General features: G+C 69.5%; 19 protein-coding genes, 1 tRNA gene and 1 pseudogene. 13 read left to right on the top strand and 8 right to left on the bottom strand.

Annotated features, from left to right (window positions below; translation table 11 throughout):
- Positions 1-165, bottom strand: a pseudogene (locus ACFFCN_RS10285) (DNA repair protein RadA); the annotation flags it as partial.
- Between the two features lie 62 nt (positions 166-227).
- Positions 228-1,016 (bottom strand): hypothetical protein, encoded by a 789-nt coding sequence (locus ACFFCN_RS10280; RefSeq protein ID WP_375491286.1) that lies wholly within the window; start codon positions 1,014-1,016, stop codon positions 228-230.
- 173 nt (positions 1,017-1,189) lie between these two features.
- Between ACFFCN_RS10280 and ACFFCN_RS10275 the strand changes: the two genes are divergently transcribed.
- Genes ACFFCN_RS10275 through xylA form a run of 5 tightly spaced genes read left to right on the top strand, consistent with a single transcriptional unit; the run spans position 1,190 to position 5,725 of the window.
- Positions 1,190-1,681 (top strand): CarD family transcriptional regulator, encoded by a 492-nt coding sequence (locus tag ACFFCN_RS10275; protein ID WP_375491284.1) that lies wholly within the window; start codon positions 1,190-1,192, stop codon positions 1,679-1,681.
- On the top strand, positions 1,678-2,352 hold the full coding sequence (gene ispD / locus ACFFCN_RS10270; RefSeq protein WP_375491298.1) for a 2-C-methyl-D-erythritol 4-phosphate cytidylyltransferase: 675 nt from the start codon (positions 1,678-1,680) through the stop codon (positions 2,350-2,352). Before ACFFCN_RS10275 ends, ispD begins: the two co-directional genes overlap by 4 nt.
- A 40-nt stretch (positions 2,353-2,392) precedes the next feature.
- Positions 2,393-4,036, top strand: a complete 1,644-nt coding sequence (locus tag ACFFCN_RS10265) for a long-chain fatty acid--CoA ligase (RefSeq protein WP_375491296.1) — start codon at positions 2,393-2,395, stop codon at positions 4,034-4,036.
- 9 nt (positions 4,037-4,045) lie between these two features.
- Positions 4,046-4,507 carry a 2-C-methyl-D-erythritol 2,4-cyclodiphosphate synthase gene (ispF, locus tag ACFFCN_RS10260; protein WP_375491294.1) on the top strand — a complete coding sequence of 154 codons (462 nt, stop codon included), beginning with the start codon at positions 4,046-4,048 and terminating at the stop codon, positions 4,505-4,507.
- A gap of 30 nt (positions 4,508-4,537) precedes the next feature.
- Positions 4,538-5,725, top strand: coding sequence for a xylose isomerase (xylA, locus tag ACFFCN_RS10255; RefSeq protein ID WP_375491282.1), 1,188 nt, complete (start codon positions 4,538-4,540; stop codon positions 5,723-5,725).
- 10 nt (positions 5,726-5,735) lie between these two features.
- Here xylA and ACFFCN_RS10250 read toward each other — a convergent pair whose 3' ends face one another.
- Positions 5,736-6,863, bottom strand: coding sequence for a trans-sulfuration enzyme family protein (locus ACFFCN_RS10250; protein WP_375491280.1), 1,128 nt, complete (start codon positions 6,861-6,863; stop codon positions 5,736-5,738).
- Positions 6,864-6,915: 52 nt separating this feature from the next.
- Between ACFFCN_RS10250 and cysS the strand changes: the two genes are divergently transcribed.
- Entirely contained in the window at positions 6,916-8,295 is a 1,380-nt protein-coding gene (gene cysS / locus ACFFCN_RS10245) for a cysteine--tRNA ligase (protein ID WP_375491278.1), read from the top strand.
- Positions 8,295-9,284, top strand: a complete 990-nt coding sequence (gene rlmB, locus ACFFCN_RS10240; protein ID WP_375491276.1) for a 23S rRNA (guanosine(2251)-2'-O)-methyltransferase RlmB — start codon at positions 8,295-8,297, stop codon at positions 9,282-9,284. The genes cysS and rlmB overlap by 1 nt, the downstream gene beginning before the upstream one ends.
- A 100-nt stretch (positions 9,285-9,384) precedes the next feature.
- Here rlmB and ACFFCN_RS10235 read toward each other — a convergent pair whose 3' ends face one another.
- From ACFFCN_RS10235 to ACFFCN_RS10225, 3 genes are all read right to left on the bottom strand, one after another.
- Positions 9,385-9,963 (bottom strand): hypothetical protein, encoded by a 579-nt coding sequence (locus tag ACFFCN_RS10235; RefSeq protein ID WP_375491274.1) that lies wholly within the window; start codon positions 9,961-9,963, stop codon positions 9,385-9,387.
- Positions 9,964-10,298: 335 nt separating this feature from the next.
- Positions 10,299-10,916, bottom strand: coding sequence for a DUF6318 family protein (locus ACFFCN_RS10230; protein ID WP_375491292.1), 618 nt, complete (start codon positions 10,914-10,916; stop codon positions 10,299-10,301).
- Between the two features lie 347 nt (positions 10,917-11,263).
- Positions 11,264-12,001, bottom strand: coding sequence for a lysophospholipid acyltransferase family protein (locus ACFFCN_RS10225; protein ID WP_375491272.1), 738 nt, complete (start codon positions 11,999-12,001; stop codon positions 11,264-11,266).
- A 119-nt stretch (positions 12,002-12,120) separates the two neighbouring features.
- Between ACFFCN_RS10225 and ACFFCN_RS10220 the strand changes: the two genes are divergently transcribed.
- Both ACFFCN_RS10220 and ACFFCN_RS10215 read left to right on the top strand, forming a co-directional pair.
- Positions 12,121-12,194, top strand: a tRNA-Thr gene (locus tag ACFFCN_RS10220).
- Between the two features lie 96 nt (positions 12,195-12,290).
- The gene (locus tag ACFFCN_RS10215; RefSeq protein WP_375491270.1) at positions 12,291-12,461 is read left to right on the top strand and encodes a hypothetical protein; all 171 of its coding nucleotides are present in this window, start codon (positions 12,291-12,293) and stop codon (positions 12,459-12,461) included.
- A 24-nt stretch (positions 12,462-12,485) separates the two neighbouring features.
- On the opposite strand, the gene ACFFCN_RS10210 is transcribed toward ACFFCN_RS10215, so the two are convergent.
- The gene (locus tag ACFFCN_RS10210) at positions 12,486-12,935 is read right to left on the bottom strand and encodes a BLUF domain-containing protein (protein WP_375491269.1); all 450 of its coding nucleotides are present in this window, start codon (positions 12,933-12,935) and stop codon (positions 12,486-12,488) included.
- Between the two features lie 263 nt (positions 12,936-13,198).
- On the opposite strand from ACFFCN_RS10210, the gene ACFFCN_RS10205 reads away from it, so the two are divergent.
- Both ACFFCN_RS10205 and ACFFCN_RS10200 read left to right on the top strand, forming a co-directional pair.
- A complete protein-coding gene (locus tag ACFFCN_RS10205; protein ID WP_375491267.1) occupies positions 13,199-13,882 on the top strand; it encodes a GPR1/FUN34/YaaH family transporter in 684 nt (227 codons plus the stop codon).
- Between the two features lie 90 nt (positions 13,883-13,972).
- The gene (locus ACFFCN_RS10200) at positions 13,973-14,182 is read left to right on the top strand and encodes a hypothetical protein (protein WP_375491266.1); all 210 of its coding nucleotides are present in this window, start codon (positions 13,973-13,975) and stop codon (positions 14,180-14,182) included.
- An 18-nt stretch (positions 14,183-14,200) separates the two neighbouring features.
- On the opposite strand, the gene ACFFCN_RS10195 is transcribed toward ACFFCN_RS10200, so the two are convergent.
- Positions 14,201-15,988, bottom strand: coding sequence for a sigma-54-dependent Fis family transcriptional regulator (locus tag ACFFCN_RS10195; RefSeq protein ID WP_375491264.1), 1,788 nt, complete (start codon positions 15,986-15,988; stop codon positions 14,201-14,203).
- A gap of 246 nt (positions 15,989-16,234) precedes the next feature.
- On the opposite strand from ACFFCN_RS10195, the gene ACFFCN_RS10190 reads away from it, so the two are divergent.
- Positions 16,235-16,519, top strand: coding sequence for a hypothetical protein (locus tag ACFFCN_RS10190; RefSeq protein ID WP_375491262.1), 285 nt, complete (start codon positions 16,235-16,237; stop codon positions 16,517-16,519).
- Positions 16,520-16,616: 97 nt separating this feature from the next.
- The gene (locus ACFFCN_RS10185) at positions 16,617-18,269 is read left to right on the top strand and encodes a methane monooxygenase (protein WP_375491260.1); all 1,653 of its coding nucleotides are present in this window, start codon (positions 16,617-16,619) and stop codon (positions 18,267-18,269) included.
- Positions 18,270-18,333: the final 64 nt, after the last annotated feature.

The following is an 18,333-nucleotide window of genomic DNA, read 5'->3' as shown; positions in this document are numbered from 1 at the left end:
GGCTGGCGGGGCTGCCCGGGTGCTCGAGCGCAGCCCGGCCGACGACTGCGCGGGCGCCCGCTCCTGCAGGGTCGAGAACTCACCGCACTTCGGGCAACGGCCGTACCACTTGGCCGACACCGCGCCGCACGCCGAGCATGCGTAACTGCTGGTCGACCTCGCCATGTGCGGGACGCTAGCGTGCGCTGCCGACACTGCCGGGGCGGCGCGACGACGCGGGGCGCAGGTCAGGCGGTTGCGCTCCCGCTGGGGTTCGCGGGCTCGGGCACGTACGAGCTGCCGATCTTGCCCGTGAGCTCCACCGGCACCGGCACGGTCACCTTGCCGGCTTTGGCGAAGGTGAACGTCAACCGGACCGCGGCGGCCGGGAACAGGCGCTGGCGGATCCCGCTGAGCACCAACGTCAGCTGGCTGTTCGGGACGCCCCAGGACGTCGCACTGCCGGCGGGGATCGCGACGGATCGGCTGGGCGTGGGCGGCGGTGGCAGCGTGCTGGTCGGTGCGGCCGTGGTCGAGGGCGCCGCCGACGTGCTCGCCGAGGAGCTCGAGGACTTGCCTGAGCGTGCCGGACTCTTGCTGCCCGACGAACTGCCCGAGGTGCTGGCAGCCGGCGTTGGGGTGGACGGCGCAGCGGTCGTCGACGGGGCCGTGGACGACGGGCTCGGCTCCTGCGCGGCCTGGGCCGCGGCCGGCGAGGAGTAAGAACCCCACGCGGTGATGGCGCTGGATGTGATCGAGGTCAGCTGATCGGGACTCTGGCCGTTGTTGGCCACGACCAGGTGCAGCTGAGCACTCGTGCCCGGCGCGTAACTCACGCCGGAGGGGGGCGCCGCGATGGCGATGCCGCGCAGGTCCAGCTGGCCGACCGACGCCTCGGTGCCGTCCAGCGTCGGCTTCTGGTCCGCGGTCTGCGCGTGCTGGCCCGCGGCGCACGCCGAACCGACCAACGTGCTCGCGATGGCCAGCCCGCAGCACACGCGGGAGAGGCGGCGCGAACGGGGCAACCGGGCTGTCACGCCAACAGACTATCGACCATCCGCGGGGTACTTGCGCGCGGCCACACGTCGCATGCGATGAAGCGCGCGAGCGTAGTGGTCGCGGGCCCGGACGGCCGGTAACCGCGCTTCGCGGCCGGCGGAGGTCTCTCAGCTGCGTGTTATCCTTGGGGTACCGAAAGGGGCTGCACCACATGACTTTCAAGGTCGGCGAGACCGTTGTTTACCCACATCACGGGGCCGCACTCATCGAGGCGATCGAAGAGCGGATCCTGCAAGGAGTCAGCAAGACCTACCTGCGGTTGAAGGTGGCTCAGGGCGACCTCACCGTGCTCGTGCCGGCCGAGAACGCCGAGATCGTGGGCGTGCGCGACGTCGTCGGCCAGGAGGGCCTGGACCGCGTCTTCGAGGTGCTGCGTGCGCCGCACACCGAGGAGCCGACCAACTGGTCGCGCCGCTACAAGGCCAACGGCGAGAAGCTCGCCTCCGGTGACGTGAACAAGGTCGCCGAGGTCGTGCGCGACCTCTGGCGCCGCGACCGCGACCGCGGCCTGTCCGCGGGTGAGAAGCGGATGCTCGCCAAGGCCCGGCAGATCCTGACCAGCGAGCTCGCGCTCGCCGAGGGCACCAACGAGGACAAGGCGGAGATCGTCCTCGACGAGGTGCTCAGCGAGGCCGTCGCCTGACACGTCCGACGGAGACGGTCACCGCCGTCCTCGTCGCCGCGGGTTCGGGACAGCGGCTGGGCGCGAACGTGCCCAAAGCTTTCGTGCACGTCGCCGGTGCGACGTTGCTCGAGCATGCCGTCGGCCGCTTCGCACGCCATTCCCGGGTCGACACGATCGTTGTTGTCGCGCCCGCTGCGCAGCTCGACACCGCGGCCGACCTGGTCGATCACCAGGTCGTCGCGGGCGGCGCGACGCGCCGCGACTCGGTGGCGGCCGGTCTGCGTGCCGCCGGTGGGCACACCGCGTTCGTGCTCGTGCACGATGTCGCGCGGCCCTTCGTGCCTGCGCACGTCATCGACACGGTGCTCGACGCGCTGCACGACGGCGCGGACGCCGTCGTCCCGGTCGTCGGTATTCACGACACCGTGCGCCGGCTCGACGCCACTGGCGCATTGGACGGCCTGGTCGACCGCTCGACGCTGGCCGCGATCCAGACGCCGCAGGGCTTTCGCCGTGACGTGCTCGAACGCGCGCACCGCGACGGCGCCCATCTCGACGTCACCGACGACGCCGCGCTCGTCGAGGCGCTCGGCCTGCGGGTCGTTGCCGCCCGCGGCTCCGACGAGAGCTTCAAGATCACGACCCCGGCAGATCTGGCCCGCGCCGAGGCGGTTGCGCGGCTAGGCTGACCGGCACTGCACGCGGACCGTCGGCGGAGGGCACATTTTGATCAACAGCACCATGCAGGACGACTTCCAGCTCACCGTCACGGCCGTGCTCGAGCACGGCACCACGGTGTTCGGCCGCAGCGAGTGCCGCACGTGGCAGGGCGACGGCACGAGCCGCAACGCCACCTTCGCCGAGGTCGGCGCCAACGCCAAGCGGTTGGCCAACGCGCTCACCGGGCTCGGTGTCGAACGCGGCGACCGCGTCGGCACGCTGTGCTGGAACTCCCAGGAGCATCTCGAGACGTACTTCGCGGTGCCCTGCATGGGTGCGGTACTGCACACGCTCAACCTGCGGCTGCCTCCGGGCCAGCTCGCGCACATCGTCAACCACGCCGAGGACAAGGTCGTGGTCGTCGACGCGTCGCTACTGCCGCTGCTCGCCGCGATCGCGTCGCAGCTCAAGACCGTCGAGCACTTCGTCGTCATCGGTGACGGCGACACCTCGGTGCTCGGCGACGACGTGCCCGTGCACGCGTACGCCGACCTGCTCGCCGACGCGGACGCGGAGTTCGACTGGCCGGAACTGGACGAGAAGACGCCGGCGTCGATGTGTTACACGAGCGGCACCACCGGCGACCCGAAGGGCGTCGTCTACTCGCACCGCTCGATCTACCTGCACGCGCTGGCGACGCTGTCGAACACCGGCACCGGGTCCACCGAGGCCGACCGCGCGCTGGTCGTGGTGCCGATGTTCCACGTCAATGCATGGGGCATCCCGTTCGGCTCGTTCCTGTCCGGCGCCACCATGCTGATGCCCGGCTCCCACATGACCCCCGACGCGCTGTGCGACATCGTGCAGACCGAGCGTGCGACGTTCGTGTCCGCGGTGCCGACGCTGTGGGGCGGCATGCTGCAGGTCGCGCAGCAGCGCGACGTCGACTTCTCCTCGGTGCGCATGGGCACGTCCGGCGGCGCGGCGATCCCGCGCTCGCTGATGGAGGCGTTCGAAGAACGCGGCGTGCGCATCATCCAGGGCTGGGGCATGACCGAGACATCCCCCGTGGGCGGCATGGCGCACCCGCCGGCCGACGTGGAGCCGGGCAGCGCCGACGAGCTGGACTGGCGGCTGAAGTCCGGCCGGCTGATCGCCGGCGTGCAGATGCGCATCGTGTCCGACGACGGCGACGTGCTGCCGTGGGACGGCGAGGCCGTCGGCGAGATGGAGGTGCGCGGCCCGTGGATCACCGCCGGCTACCACCTCGACGACGCCGCGGAGAAGTTCGACGACGGTTGGCTGCGCACCGGCGACATCGGCACGATCGACGACCGCGGCTTCTTCCAGATCACCGACCGATCCAAGGACGTCATCAAGTCCGGCGGCGAGTGGATCTCCTCGGTCGAGCTGGAGAACCTGCTGGCCGCGTCGCCGGACGTCGCCGAGGCCGCGGTCATCGGCATCCCGGACGAGAAGTGGACCGAGCGGCCGCTGGCGTGCATCGTCGCGAAGGGCGATGCCGTCGACCCGCAGCAGCTGGCCACGTTCCTCGACGGCAAGGTCGCCAGCTGGCAGGTGCCGGAGAACTGGGTGTTCGTCGACGAAGTGCCCAAGACCAGCGTCGGCAAGTTCGACAAGAAGGTGCTGCGCGCGCGCTACGCCGACGGCGACTTCGAGGTCTCGCACACCAAGGCGCCCGGCAGGAAATAAGTGCCCGAGCTGCGCACCGGCGTCGGCGTCGACGTCCACCCGGTCGAGCCCGGCCGGGACTGCTGGCTCGCCGGGCTGCTCTGGCCTGGCGTGGACGGATGTGCCGGCCACTCCGACGGTGACGTCGCGTCCCACGCCGCGTGCGACGCGCTGCTGTCCGCCGCGGCGATGGGCGATCTCGGTGCAGTGTTCGGCACCGATGACCCGCGCTGGGCCGGGGCGGCCGGGGTGACGCTGCTGCGCGAGGTCGTGCGGCTGATCTCAGACTCGGGGTGGCGGATCGGCAACGTCGCGGTCCAGATGATCGGCAACGAGCCCAAGATCGGGCCGCGCCGGGCCGAGGCGCAGGCGACGCTGAGCGCCGCGGCGGGCGCGCCCGTCTCGCTGGCGGCGACGACCACCGACGGCCTCGGTCTGACCGGCCGCGGTGCGGGGCGCGCCGCGATCGCCACCGCGCTGCTGACCCGTTAGACGCGGCGTCCAGCCGGAAAAGGGACACGCATGACCCCCACCCCGACCCGCGACGACCACTTCAGTTTCGGCCTCTGGACCGTCGGCTGGCGGGCCAACGACCCGTTCGGCGACCCGACCCGGCCGGCGCTGGATCCCGTCGAGGCGGTGCACCGGCTCACCGAGCTGGGCGCGTGGGGGGTGACCTTCCACGACGACGACCTGATCCCGTTCGGCAGCTCGGCCGCCGAACGGGACAGGCTCGTCGCGCGCTTCCGCCAGGCGCTCGGCGACACCGGGCTGACCGTGCCGATGATGACGACGAATCTGTTCACCCACCCCGTGTTCAAGGACGGCGGGTTCACCAGCAACGACCGGTCGGTGCGCCGGTACGCCGTGCGCAAGGTGCTGCGCAACCTCGATCTCGCCGCCGAACTCGGCGCGCAGACTTACGTCTTCTGGGGCGGTCGCGAGGGTTCGGAGTACGACGGCGCGAAGGACGTGCAGGCCGCGCTCGACCGCTATCGCGAGGCGATCGACCTGTTCGCCGGTTACGTCGTCGAGCGGGGCTACGACCTGCGCTTCGCGCTCGAGCCCAAGCCCAACGAGCCGCGCGGCGACATCCTGCTGCCGACGGTCGGCCACGCGCTCGCGTTCATCGCCGGCCTGGAGCACGCCGACATGGTGGGCGTGAACCCTGAGGTCGGGCACGAGCAGATGGCCGGGCTGAACTTCGCGGCCGGCATCGCGCAGGCGTTGTGGGCCGGCAAGTTGTTCCACATCGACCTCAACGGCCAGCGCGGCATCAAGTTCGACCAGGACCTCGTGTTCGGGCACGGCGATCTGCTCAACGCCTTCCACCTCGTCGACCTGCTCGAGCACGGCGCGCCGGGTGGTGGTCCGGCGTACACCGGGCCGCGGCACTTCGACTACAAGCCGTCGCGCACCGAGGACATCGCCGGGGTGTGGGAGTCGGCGGCCGCGTGCATGCGCATGTACCTGGTGCTGCGCGAACGCGCGCAGGCCTACCGGGCCGACCCGCAGGTGCAGGAGGCGCTCGAGCGCGCGGGAGTGCCGTCGCTGCGTGAACCCACGCTCGCCGCCGGGGAGACGACGAGGGATCTGCTCGCCGACGCGAGCGCATACGAGGACTTCGATCCGCAGGCCGCCGGGGAGCGCGGCTACGGCTTCGTGCGGCTGAACCAGCTGGCCGTCGACCACCTGCTCGCAGCGCGCTGACGCCTGGGCGTCAGCCGAGCGCTCGGCCGAGATCGGCCCAGAGATCGTCGACGTTCTCGATGCCCACCGACAACCGCAGCAGCTGCTCGGGCGTGCCGAACGCGGCGTCGACGGGGTGCCGCGCGCGGCGCTCGATCAGCGACTCGACGCCGCCCAGGCTGGTGGCGTGTGTGATCAGCCGCAGTGCGGTGCACACCTGCTCCGCGTCGTCGGCGCTGCCGTCGATCTCGATGCCCAGCATCGCGCCGAAACCGTTGTGGTCGCGGGCGGCGACGGCGTGGCCAGGGTCGTCGGGCAAGCCGGGGTAGCGCACGCGGGTGACGCGCGGGTGGTCGGCAAGGCGCCGGGCGAGTTCGCCTGCATTGGCCTGCGCGCGGTCCATCCGTAGCGCCAGCGTGCGGATCCCGCGCGTCGTCAGGTACGCCTCGAGCGCCCCGGGGACGGCGCCGGTGAGCGTGCGGCGATCGTGCAGTTGCAGCGCCAGCGGTTCGTCGCGGACGACCAGCGCGCCCATAAGCACGTCCGAGTGGCCGCCGAGGTACTTGGTGGCCGAGTGCATGGTGATGTCCGCGCCGAGCTCGATCGGCCGGGCGATCAGCGGCGTGGAGAACGTCGCGTCGACGGCGACGAGCGCGCCGGCCTGCCGCGCGGCCGCGGTAATCGCCGGGATGTCGGACACCGCCATCAGCGGATTCGTCACCGTCTCCAGCCACACCAGTGCAGCACCGTCCACGGCTGCCACAACCGCCTCGGTGTCCGCGAGATCGACGCGGCGCACCGTCAGCCGGCCGAGCCGCTCCTGCTCGGCGAAGATCGACACCGTGCCGGAGTAGGCGTCCGACGGCGCCACCACGACCGAGCCGGCGGGCAGACCTTCGACCACCGCCGCGATCGCGGCGACACCGCTGCCGAACGCGAGGGCGTGGCCGCCGTCCAGCTCACCGAGGATGGTCTCGAACGCGGCGACGGTCTCAGTGACGTCGTGCCGCGCGTAGCGGTTGGCGCCGGCGTCGCTGTCGACCGGGTCGTGCCGGTAGGGCGCGGCGAGCACGATCGGCGCGTTCACCGGCCCACCGCCGGTGTGCGGCCTGCCGAGTGCGACGACGAGGGAGTCCGGGTGCAGCGGGGAGTTGTCCACGCAGGCCACGCTAGGACATCGGCCCGACCGCCCTCGTCCGTACGATGGCGCGGTGAGTCAGCTGCACCTCTACGACACCGCGACCCGCTCGCTGCGGACGTTCGAGCCGCTCGAGCCCGGCAAGGTGTCGATCTACCTGTGCGGGCTCACCGTCCAGGGGCCGCCGCACATCGGCCACGTCCGCAACTGGATCGACATGGACATCCTGCGGCGCTGGCTGACGCATTCGGGTTACGAGGTGTCGTTCGTCCGCAACGTCACCGACATCGACGACAAGATCATCGTCAAGTCGGCGGTGAGCGACGAGCCGTGGTGGTCGCTCGCGTTCCGCAACGAACGGGAGATCATCGCCGCGGAGCAGGCCCTCGGCTGCCTGCCGCCGAGCTACGAGCCGCGCGCCACCGGTCACGTGCCGGAGATGATCGAGCTGATGCACCGGCTGATCGACTCCGGGCACGCCTACGTCGCCGGCGGCGACGTCTACTTCGATGTCGCGTCGTACCCCGAGTACGGGTCGCTGTCCGGCCAGCGCGTCGACGAGATGCAGCCCGCGGGCGACTCCGTCGGCGACGACCGCAAGCGCGATCCGCGCGACTTCGCGCTGTGGAAGGCCGCCAAGGAGGGCGAGCCGTACTGGCCGACGCCGTGGGGCAACGGCCGCCCGGGTTGGCATCTGGAGTGCTCCGCGATGGCGACGAAGTATCTCGGCCCGATGTTCGACATCCACGGCGGCGGCCTCGACCTCGTCTTCCCGCACCACGAGAACGAGCTCGCGCAGTCGCGTGCCGTGGGTGACGGTTTCGCGCGGTACTGGATGCACAACGGGCTCGTCACGATGTCCGGCGAGAAGATGAGCAAGTCGCTCGGCAACACGCTGCAGGTGCGCGAGATCGTCAGGCAATGGCGCCCGGTCGAGGTGCGGTACTACCTCGGCGCGGCGCACTACCGGTCGACGATGGAGTTCTCGCCCGAGGCCCTCGACGAAGCGGCCGCCGCATATCGGCGCATCGAGAACTTCCTCGCTCGCACGCAGTCTCCGGACGAGGAACCGAGTTCAACCGACTACCCACTCCCCACCGAGTTCGTCGACGCGATGAACGACGACCTCGGCGTGCCATCGGCCCTGGCGGTGCTGCACACCATGGTTCGCGAGGGCAACGCGCAAGTCGACTCCGGTAAGTCGGCCGCGCATCATCGGCGCCTGGTGCAGGAGATGTCTTCCGTCTTGGGCATCAACCCGGCGCAGTGGCCCGCCGCCGCCGGCGACCGCACCGACGTCATCGACGCACTTGTCGGCGTCGCGCTCGAGCAGCGAGCCGCGGCGCGTTCGCGCAAGGACTACGCCGCATCGGACGCGATCCGCGATCGTCTAAGCGCCGCGGGCGTCAAGATCGAGGACACGCCCGACGGCCCACGCTGGAGCGTCGACTGATGGCCGGCAACTCGCAGCGCCGTGGCGCCATCCGCAAGTCGAAGAAGGGCCCGCAGGTCGGCTCCGGCGGCCAGTCGCGCAAGAAGTTGCAGGGCAAGGGCCCGACACCACCGGCGTCCGCGCGCAAGGGCCATCCGGCAGCGCGGCGCGCGGCATCGGCCGAGCGTCGCGGCGAGGCGAGCAGCCGCGACCCACGCCCGTCCACCCATCGCGGCGACACGAAGCGCAGCGCACGCGACGCGCCGGCCTTTGAGCTGCTGGTCGGGCGCAATCCGGTGGCCGAGGCGCTGCGCGTCGGGGTTCCGGCAACGGCGCTGTATCTCGCGCACGGACTGGACGCCGACGAGCGCGTCACCGAGGCGGTGCGCCTGGCGAGCGACCGCGGCGTCGCGCTGCTCGAGGTGAGCCGCGCGGAGATCGACCGCCGGACCAACGGGGTGCTGCATCAGGGCATCGCGCTGCAGGTGCCACCGTTCGCGTATCACGCGCTGCCGGACCTGCTCGCCGAGTCGCTCGAGGCGGGCGTGCCGCCCCTGCTGGTCGCGCTCGACGGCGTCACCGATCCGCGCAATCTCGGCGCGGTGATCCGCTCGGCGCTCGCCTTCGGCGCGCAGGGCGTCGTCGTGCCGGAGCGGCGTTCGGCGGGTGTCACCGCGACGGCGTGGCGGACGTCGGCCGGCATGGCCGCACGGCTGCCGGTCGCACAGGTGACGAATCTGGTGCGCGCGTTGAAGGACTGCCGCGACGCCGGCCTGTTCGTGCTCGGTCTGGACGCGGACGGCACGACATCGCTCGACGATCTCGAGATGGCGACCGAGCCGGTCGTTGTCGTCGTCGGCTCGGAGGGTCGTGGGTTGTCGCGACTGGTGGGTGAGACGTGCGATCTGACCGTCTCGATACCGATGGCGGCCGCTGCGGAATCGCTCAACGCCTCGGTGGCCGCCGCGGTGACTCTCGCCGAGATCGCTCGGCGGCGGCGCGCCGACTGAACTGCTGCTTGCTCGTGCCGGTTCTGTCACCGCAGCCGCCGACTGTGCACCGGCTGCGCGCGTTTGACGGCGTGTCGCCCTGCAGGCGGTGCACAGTCGCTTAGTTGGGAACGAGGACGCTGCGCGCCTGCCGTACCAACAGGTTCGCGTTGGCGGCCGGGCCCGGGACGGCGCCGGGGATCTGCTGCGCTGCGCCGCCGTTCACGGTGAACGCCGCGGTCCATTGTGCGGTGGCGGTCAGGTGCATGTCGCCCGTAGTGGCGTAGACGTGACCGAAGTAGCCGGGGCACAGACGGGTGCGGCACGGCGCGTTGGTCTGGTCGTACGCCTTCCCGGGTGACGATGTCGACGCGCCGTGCTGGTCGCCGAAGGACCACACCACCTGCGCCAGTCGCAGGGTGATGGTGACCTGTTGGCCGAGGATGCGCACGCCGGGCAGCGTGCGCGCGCCGGGTGCGTCGACCCACATGACGGTCTGGATGTTGACCAACGTCGCGGTGCGCGGGGCGAGCCCGATCGCTGCCGCGGGGATCAGCCGGACGGCCTGGGCACGCACCGCCGCCGCGGTAACCACGGGTCTGGCCGGCGCCAGCGGCGCCACGCACTGCTGGCCGTTGTACGTCCAGCGGCCGTCCGTGCCCTTCTGCACGCGTACCGCAGCGTCGGTGTTGCCAGGCACAGTCGCCGACTGCGCGCACTGTTGCGTGATCTGCCCACACCACGCCGCGTCACCTTGTGCTTCCGGATCGCCAAGTTGCCCAAGCGAACCAGCCGCGCCCGCCCCACACCGCACCAACGTCGTAGCGCCGACCGGCGCTGGCCGGCGAGACGACGCAACGCCCGCGACTTTCTCGTGGCCGCCGGTCTTGGTTCCAGAGACGGTTACTCGACCCGGATTCGTGGTTCCCGTGTAACCGCCGCCGTTGCCCACTGGGGGAGCTTCCCGCGCCAGCGCTATGCCGTTGGCGCACGCGTATCCAACGACTAGTGCAATTACGAACGGCACGATTCGCTTCACTTCATCACCACTTGTTTGAAGTCAACGACAGTGAATCCGACGCCGCGCCAAGCGAGCCAGTTGCGAAAGGTGATCGTAAGTGGCTTCGCCGAGGACACAGCAGCACCCTTTGCGTCCACCGTCTTCAGTGGTGCGACCGAAATGGTTATGTCGACTGCGTACTGAGCGCCATTCCGCTTGTCGTTGTCTGCGATGGCGGAACTGGTGATGCTTGATCGGCCGCCAACGAAATGATCTCCCGCCTTGCTCGTGAGGTCGTAGGTGGTTACAAACCTCGCACACCCAGTGCACACCGGCGAGAATGCAGTTCGGGCCAACGCCGAGCTCGTGGTGGCATAGCCCCAATCGAGTGTCTCAATCCAATAGCGCGCGTAGAAGTCGGCGCCGATCGGCTTGTCTTCGTGGCCCACCGCCGGGAGCGTTGGCGGTCTTTCGCCGGGGCGGACGTTGGGGCCGGTGGTGGGCACCACGGGTGCCGGCGGCGCAGTGGAGCTCGGCGCAGCCGACGTCGATGGAGTGGTCGGCACCGGCGAATGAGTGGGGCGCGGTGTGGCCGATCCGGTGCACGCCGTCAACGCAGCAGTGATCGCGAGTATCGCCGCGCACCACCACATACGCACCCACGAATACTGGCACGAGAATCGATCTTGCGCGCGTTGTCCACAGGCCAGTCCGGCGAGTGAATTGCAGCGTTCGATACATCAGCCTCGGCAGTCACTCGCGCCACATGGAATCGTGCCGCGTGGCTGCTCTGCGGGCGGATCCTCGGCGTGTCATCCCGCAGGGTCGCCACGCGACGAGGAGGGGTACTTCGCTCGCCAGAGAAACGCCAAGAATCTTTCGCCGAACCGAAAGATTGTTGGCGTTTGCGGGACACCACCTATACGTCCCGGCGCGCGCAGCGGAACGCCGCCGAGCTAACATCAACCCCGCTCCCGCATCGCCGAGAAGGGCAGAGCGCTCAGCGACGCCCTTTGTCCACGTAGACCCGTTTCGGCACGAAGAACGTGTCGGGCGCCGGCTCGCCGCGCAGCTCGGCCACCTGCTCGCGCACCGCGCTCATGATCTCGTCGGTGATCTCGCGCAGCAACGCCGGCGTCGGCTCCTTGCCGCGGAAGCGGCTGAGGTCCAACGGCTCGCCGATCGACGCCTGCGCAGTGCGCCGCCGACCCAGCCGCCGCAGGCTCGGACCGCCCATCCGGTGCGCGCCCCACTGCCCGACGGGCACCACGGGGATGTCCGGCGCTAGCAGGACGAGGCGCGCAATGCCGGTCTTGCTCTGCATCGGCCAGTTGGCCGGATCCTTCGTCGTCGTCCCCTCCGGGTAGATGACGACGGCCTCGCCACGTTCGAGCGCACTGACGGCGTCGCGCAGGGAATGCGCGGCGTCGGCCGTCCCGCGGTAGACGGGGATCTGCCCGGCGCCCTTCATCATGTAGCCGACGATGGGCCAGTCGAAGATCCCGGCCTTGATCATGAAGCGCGGCACCCGGCCGGACTGCCATACAAGCCGCGCGGTCAGCACGGTGTCGACCTGCGAGACGTGGTTAATCGCGATCAGCACGCCACCCTGCGACGGCGCGGGCACCCGTTCGAGATGCTGCCAGCGGATCTTGAAGAACAGCCCGTCGAGCGGATAGAGGATCGACACCCATACGCGGATCCACAAGCCTGCCTTCGGCCGGTGCAGTCGGCTCACGCGCATCCCCTCGACGGTTACGGACCCGTAGGCAGTCTGCCCGTCTATTCGTCTTCGACCGCGCCCGGGGTTTCACCCAAGCCGGCGAGCGAAGCGACACCGGTAATCTCAGGCGCAGCGCCGCCTTAGCTCAGTTGGTCAGAGCAGCCGCCTTGTAAGCGGCAGGTCGTCGGTTCGACTCCGACAGGCGGCTCCCAGACGTTCCTTGTGTCGCAAAGTGACACGTCCGCAGCAGACCCTGCCGCACACGATGAGGCGAACCATCCAGCCAGTCGCACCTGGAGATGCCATGCCCGACATCGAGGACGCCCCCGACATGTTCCAGCCGATGCCGGACGTCGACCCCAACGACGCGTCGGGTGAGCAAGCGGCGGCGGCGGCCGACCAACACCACAGCGAGGTGGATGGCATCGCCGAGGACGCCGACCCGGACGGCCTCGGCCACGGCGCCACCGAGTAACGCAGCCGCACGCCCGCGGAGTAGCTAGACCTGCGCGCTCACCGCTGCGCGCATGGTGTCGAGCGCTGCGTCCTGCTCCGGACTGCGTCGCCGCGGGGTCGCCGGCGCGATGCCGTCCTCGTGCGCGATGAGATAGACGTCGTCCTTGCCGGCGGTGGACACCTGCGCCATCGACCAGTGCGGGAACGCGCGGGCGGGCACCGTTGCGGTGTCGAGCACGGCGACGTCGTCGTGCCGGGGATCGGTGCTGATGCGTTCGAACAGCGAGCGCACGGCAGCCTCGTCGCCCTCCAGCGTCTGCACGAACCACTCCGCGTCCAGCATCAGGGCGCCGGTGATCCCGAGCTTCTTGTTGTTCGATCGCGCGACCGAGAACAGCGCGCCGAGCTCGGCCTTGCTCGACTCGGCCGGGATCAGACTGTGGCTGCGGTACATGAGGCGGAACGCGGGGCCCTGCAATCCGTCACTGCTCATCCGGGTGCCTCCTCATGCGAAGAACTCGATGGACCAACCCACGGCCTGCGCGCTCATCGTCCGCGCACCGGCGGGATCTGCGGTCTCACTCTGCGACGACCCGGCCGGCCGGCACCGTCGCGGACGTCTCGGATTGAGACGTGCACCGTCGTTTCCGGTGGTGTGCGCGGGACGTCCCAGAGTGAGACGCAGCCGAGGCGTCCACGTTGCGAGCATCGTCGGCGATCTCGACAAGAAGATCGTTCCGCACCGAGGAGTTCGTCATGACTGCAACCCACGCAGGCGTCGAAGGCGCCTCCGGCGACCACATCGCCACCGAACGCAGGCCCACCCCGACCGCCGAGGCGCCCGCACCCGATCCGACCCCACCGTTCCTGTCCGGCAATCCCGCGGCCCTCGGCCTGCCGGTCTTCGTCGCAGGCACTGTTGCCCTCGCGCTGGTGCTGGTGGGCTACGTCCCGACCGGCGGCCTCGGCTCGTCGATGCCGATCATCGCGACGGCGACGGGATTCGGTCTCGCGGTCAGCACGGTGTGGGCGGCAGCCCTCGGGCAGAGCGCGGTCGCGAGCATCTTCGGCATCTTCTCCGGTTTCTGGCTCAGCTACGCCGCCCTCGTGCTCGGGCTCACGCACAACTGGTTCGCAATCACGCCGAACGCGGCGCTGCACACGCAGGCGGCGTTCCTGATCACCTGGCTGGTCATCATCGGCATGCTGACCCTGGCCACCCTGCGTCTGCCGTTCGCGTTCACGCTGCTGTTCGTGCTGGTCGAGGCATGCCTCGTGTGCGTGCTCATCTCGACCGTCAACGCCTCGAGCACATGGTCCAAGATCGCCGGCATAGTCGCCTTCGCGTTCGCCGCAGTGGGCGTCTACCTCTACATGGGTGTTTCGTCGGTGGCTACCGGCGGCAAAGCGTTGGCGCTCGGCCGACCCGTTGTGCACTGACCGGCCGGTCTCAGACTGAGACAGTCGGCGGATTGCGACGGCGCCACGATTACCGGGTACGCACCGCGATGCCGACGAAGGAGCCGACGCATGTCACAGACCGCGGTGGCGCTGCTCGCGGTGGCCGCGCTCGTGTCGTTGGTGCAGTGGTCGTGGAGCGTCGCCGTCCACCACGTGGACCCCCGGCTCATCCCGGCCTGTCACCGGCCGCACGTGCGCTGGCTGCAAGCCCATACCCGGGGCGTGCAGCTCGCGTCGGCCCTCGTCGCGATCAGCGGGGTCTGCCTGCTCGCGACCTGAACCGCAGCCGCGGCCGCGTTACAGGACGATGCCGAATTCGTGGATCTTGCGGTAGATCGTCGCGCGGGACATGCCCAGCGATCGCGCGGCCTGCACCTTGTTGCCCCTGGCGTCGGTGAGGCTGCGCACGATCGCGTCCCGTTCCATCTGCTCGAGCGTGGACAGCACTCGCCGGCTGATGGAATGCATCTCCGGCGGCAGGTCCTCGACGCCGACCACCCCGGATCGCCGGTGCTGCAACAGGTCGTGGACAAGCTGCTGCAGCTGACGGACGTTGCCGGGCCACGGTGAGCGCATGAGCACGCGCAGGGCGGCGGGGGCGAGCTGCACATTGCCGCCGGAACCCAGCTTGCCGAGGAAGAAGGTGACCAGGCCCGGCAGGTCGTCGATGTGCAGGCGCAGCGGCGGCACGGCCAGGGTGGTGGGGAAGAACGGCATCAACCGGGCCAGCGCGTCGTCCCCGGCGCCGGGTCGACAGGTCGCGGCCACCCACAGGTCACGGCGTTCGGGATCACGCCGGGTGTCGTCGAGCAGCGCGTGCAGTGCGCGAACGCGAGCGGGATTGAGCTGGTCGACGTGCGCGAAGATGACGGTGTCGTTCGCGGCGACGGCGCGCCGTGCCTCGTCCATCCAACCGGGCCCCACGTCCGCGGCGTCGAGCACGACGCTGCGCGCGGGCGGCTGCCGGCGCACCTGGACCCCGCGCAGCAACGCGACCTTGCCGGTACCGACCTCACCCTCGAGCATCAGCCAGCTGCGCGCGTTCATCGCTTCCTGCACCTGCCGACAGACCCGTCGCCACGACGACGTGTCGCCGACCAGACCGGGCACCGACATCGAGGCGTCGGCCATCCCGGTCGGCGCACCGGCGTCCTGGACGAGCTTGACGTGGACGACCAGACCGGCCGGCGCACCGTCGTAATCGACCTGCTGGCAGTACAGCTGCGCCGCAGCGCCGCTCGGCAGCACAAGGGAGAGTGAGTGCCGCCGGCCGGCCAGGGCCGACGACGCCGTCTCACCGGCCATCGTCTGCAACGCCGCCTGGTCGGCCGGGTCGAGCTCGGCCTGCGCGTAGCTGTTGAGCATCATTGCGTCGTTGGTGACGGCGAACACGATGCCGTTGGTGCGCCGACAGGTCTGCCGGTATGCCCGCAGCACCTCGAACTCACGAGCGCTCGACGACTCCACCAGGGCGTGCTTGATCTGGTCGGCCGTCGAGGTGGCCAGCGTCAACAGCAGTGACTCGGCGTCTTTTCGCCAGCACGTGAGGTCGATGACCCCGAGCAGCCGCCCGCTGATCGGGTCGTGGATCGGCACGCCGGCGCACGCCAGCCGCTCCAGGTCCTCGGCGTAGTGCTCGTGGCCGAAGACCTCGGCCGCCGAACCGGCCTCCAACGCGGTACCGATTCCGTTGGTGCCGACGAATTCCTCGGCGTAATTGAATCCGGGCGCGAGTCGGACGCTGTCGAGGTATCGCTCCAGTTCAGCGGTGCCGCTGCGGCGGCTGAGCACGAGGCCGGCGGCGTCGGTGAGGACGATGCTGATGGGCTGGCCGCTGAGCTGTTCGGCGAGCCGGGCCAGCACCGGCTGTGCGCTGCGCACGAGCGGCGTGTCGATCTGGAGGTCGGCGCGGTAGGGCAGTTCCAGCGAGTCCGGCGCGACCGAGAAGTTCCGGGACCGCCGCCACGACGCCAGGATCAGCGGTCGTACCCGCTCGGGGCGGCCGTCGTCGGTCAGGAAGCGCAGCCGGTTCGCTGCCACTCCGCCGGCGTCGGGCGTCAGCGACGGAATAGGCGGACCAGTCATGGTCGAGCCGACCTCCGATCGCCTCCCACCGGTCGCTTCCCCGCTGTCGACTCAGCACGGACCGGATCGGCGCCTGGCATGTACTCAGGCGCAGTGGTCTACCTCACAAATGTACGCAATGCGACCGCCTTCGGTGTCTCAAATTGAGACTTTTCGGCCCCTCGGCGGGGGTCTAGACCGGCAGGTGCGGCCGGTCGACCAGTCACCGGACGCACGTCCGAGGTATTGCTGTCCGGAGGTGAGCGCGTGCGAGTCGGGGACAGTCAGCTGAGCAACTTGCCGGCCGACGAATCGGATGTCGAGACGTACAACCCGTGGACAGTGGTCCACACGGTGTTCGCGCAGCTCGCCGACGAGGGGTTGCACCCGGTCCTCGGCGAGGCCGGCGATCCCGCCGAGCCGGCTCGGGCGCTGCTGCGCTCACTCGGGATCGAGCCACTCGCCGAGGGCAACCGCGAGGTGATGCGTCAGGTGCGCAGGGATCTCGACGAGATCCGCGCCGTCGTCTTCGAGCGCGGGACCGAGGCGTGATGCCTCGACGACAGGTGTCTCGTACTGAGACTTGGCGACCGTCCGCGGCCGGGTCTGATTGCCAGATGACGCACCTGTCTACCCGAGGAGTGTGGCAATGAGTCGTCAGAGCGTGGCCAAGGCCCACGAAAAGATCCAGGAGCTGTCCTGGGATCCGCTGTACCACACGCCGGTCTCGCAGTACGGCACCGACTACACCTTCCAGAAGGCGAAGAAGAAGGACCCGCTCAAGCAGGTGTTGCGGTCCTACTTCCCGATGGAGGAGGAGAAGGACCACCGCGTTTACGGGGCATCCGACGGCGCGATTCGCGGCAACATGTTCCGCCAGGTGCAGGAGCGGTGGCTGGAATGGCAGAAGCTGTTCCTGTCGATCATCCCGTTGCCGGAGATCTCCGCGGCGCGCGCGATGCCGCTGCTGTTCAACACGGTGCCGAACCCGGAGCTGCACAACGGGCAGGCGATCCAGATGATCGACGAGGTTCGCCACTCGACGATCCAGCAGAACCTCAAGCGCCTGTACATGAACAACTACATCGACCCGGCCGGCTTCAACAGCAGCCTGAAGAACTTCCAAAACGACTACTGCGGCACCATCGGGCGGCAGTTCGCGGAGGGCTTCATCACCGGCGATGCGATCACCGCCGCGAGCATCTACTTGACCATCGTCGCCGAGACGGCGTTCACGAACACGCTGTTCGTCGCGATGCCGGCCGAGGCGGCCGCCAACGGTGACTACCTGTTGCCGACGGTGTTCCACTCCGTGCAGTCGGACGAGTCGCGGCACATCAGCAACGGGTACGCGACGCTGCTGATGGCACTGTCGGACGAGAGCAACCACCAGCTGCTGGCCCGCGACCTGCGTTACGCGTGGTGGAACAACCACCGGGTCGTGGACGCCGCGATCGGCACCTTCATCGAGTACGGCACGAAGGACCGCCGCAAGGATCGGGAGAGCTATGCGGAGATGTGGCGTCGGTGGATCTACGACGACTACTACCGCAGCTACCTCGTCCCGCTGGAGAAGTACGGCCTGGAGATCCCGCACGACCTGATCGAAGAGTCGTGGAACCAGATCTGGAACAAGGGCTACGTGCACGAGGTCGCGCAGTTCTTCGCCACCGGGTGGCTCGCCAACTACTGGCGCATCGACCCGATGACCGACGAGGACTTCGAGTGGTTCGAGTACAAGTACCCGGGCTGGTACGACAAGTACGGCGCCTGGTGGGAGAACTACGCCCGCCTGTCGGTCGCGAACGGGCACAACCCGATCGCGCTCGAGGACGTCGACTACGTCTACCCGGCCCGGTGCTGGACCTGCATGGTGCCCTGCCTGGTCCGTGAGGACATGGTCATGGCCGAGGTCGACGGGCAGATGCGCACCTACTGCCACGAGGCCTGCCGGTGGACGGACACCGTCGCGTTCCGGCCCACGTACGAGGGTCGCGATACGCCGAACATGGGTCAGCTGATCGGCAAGCGCGAGTGGGAGACGCTCTACCACGGCTGGAACTGGGCCGACGTCGTCTCCGACATGGGCTACGTGCGCGACGACGGCAAGACGCTCACGGCACAGCCGCACCTGAATCTGGACCCGAAGAAGATGTGGACGCTCGACCACCTGCGCCGGTGCCCGCCGCTGCAGAGCCCGAACGTGCTGCTCAACGAGATGAGCGCGGACGAGCAGAAGGCGTACCACGCCGACTACGTCAAGCAGGGTCCCGCCGGCCGCCCGGCGCCTGCCGACGCCTGAGGAGGAACAGACCGCACTCCGGAGGAGGCCCGGTGCAACACCGGGCCTCCTCCTTCGGACCAGA

Source organism: uncultured Jatrophihabitans sp. (assembly GCF_964246335.1).
Lineage (GTDB): Bacteria > Actinomycetota > Actinomycetes > Mycobacteriales > Jatrophihabitantaceae > Jatrophihabitans.
The sequence above is the reverse complement of the archived record's forward strand: the minus strand, read 5'-3'. Positions and strand labels throughout refer to the sequence as shown.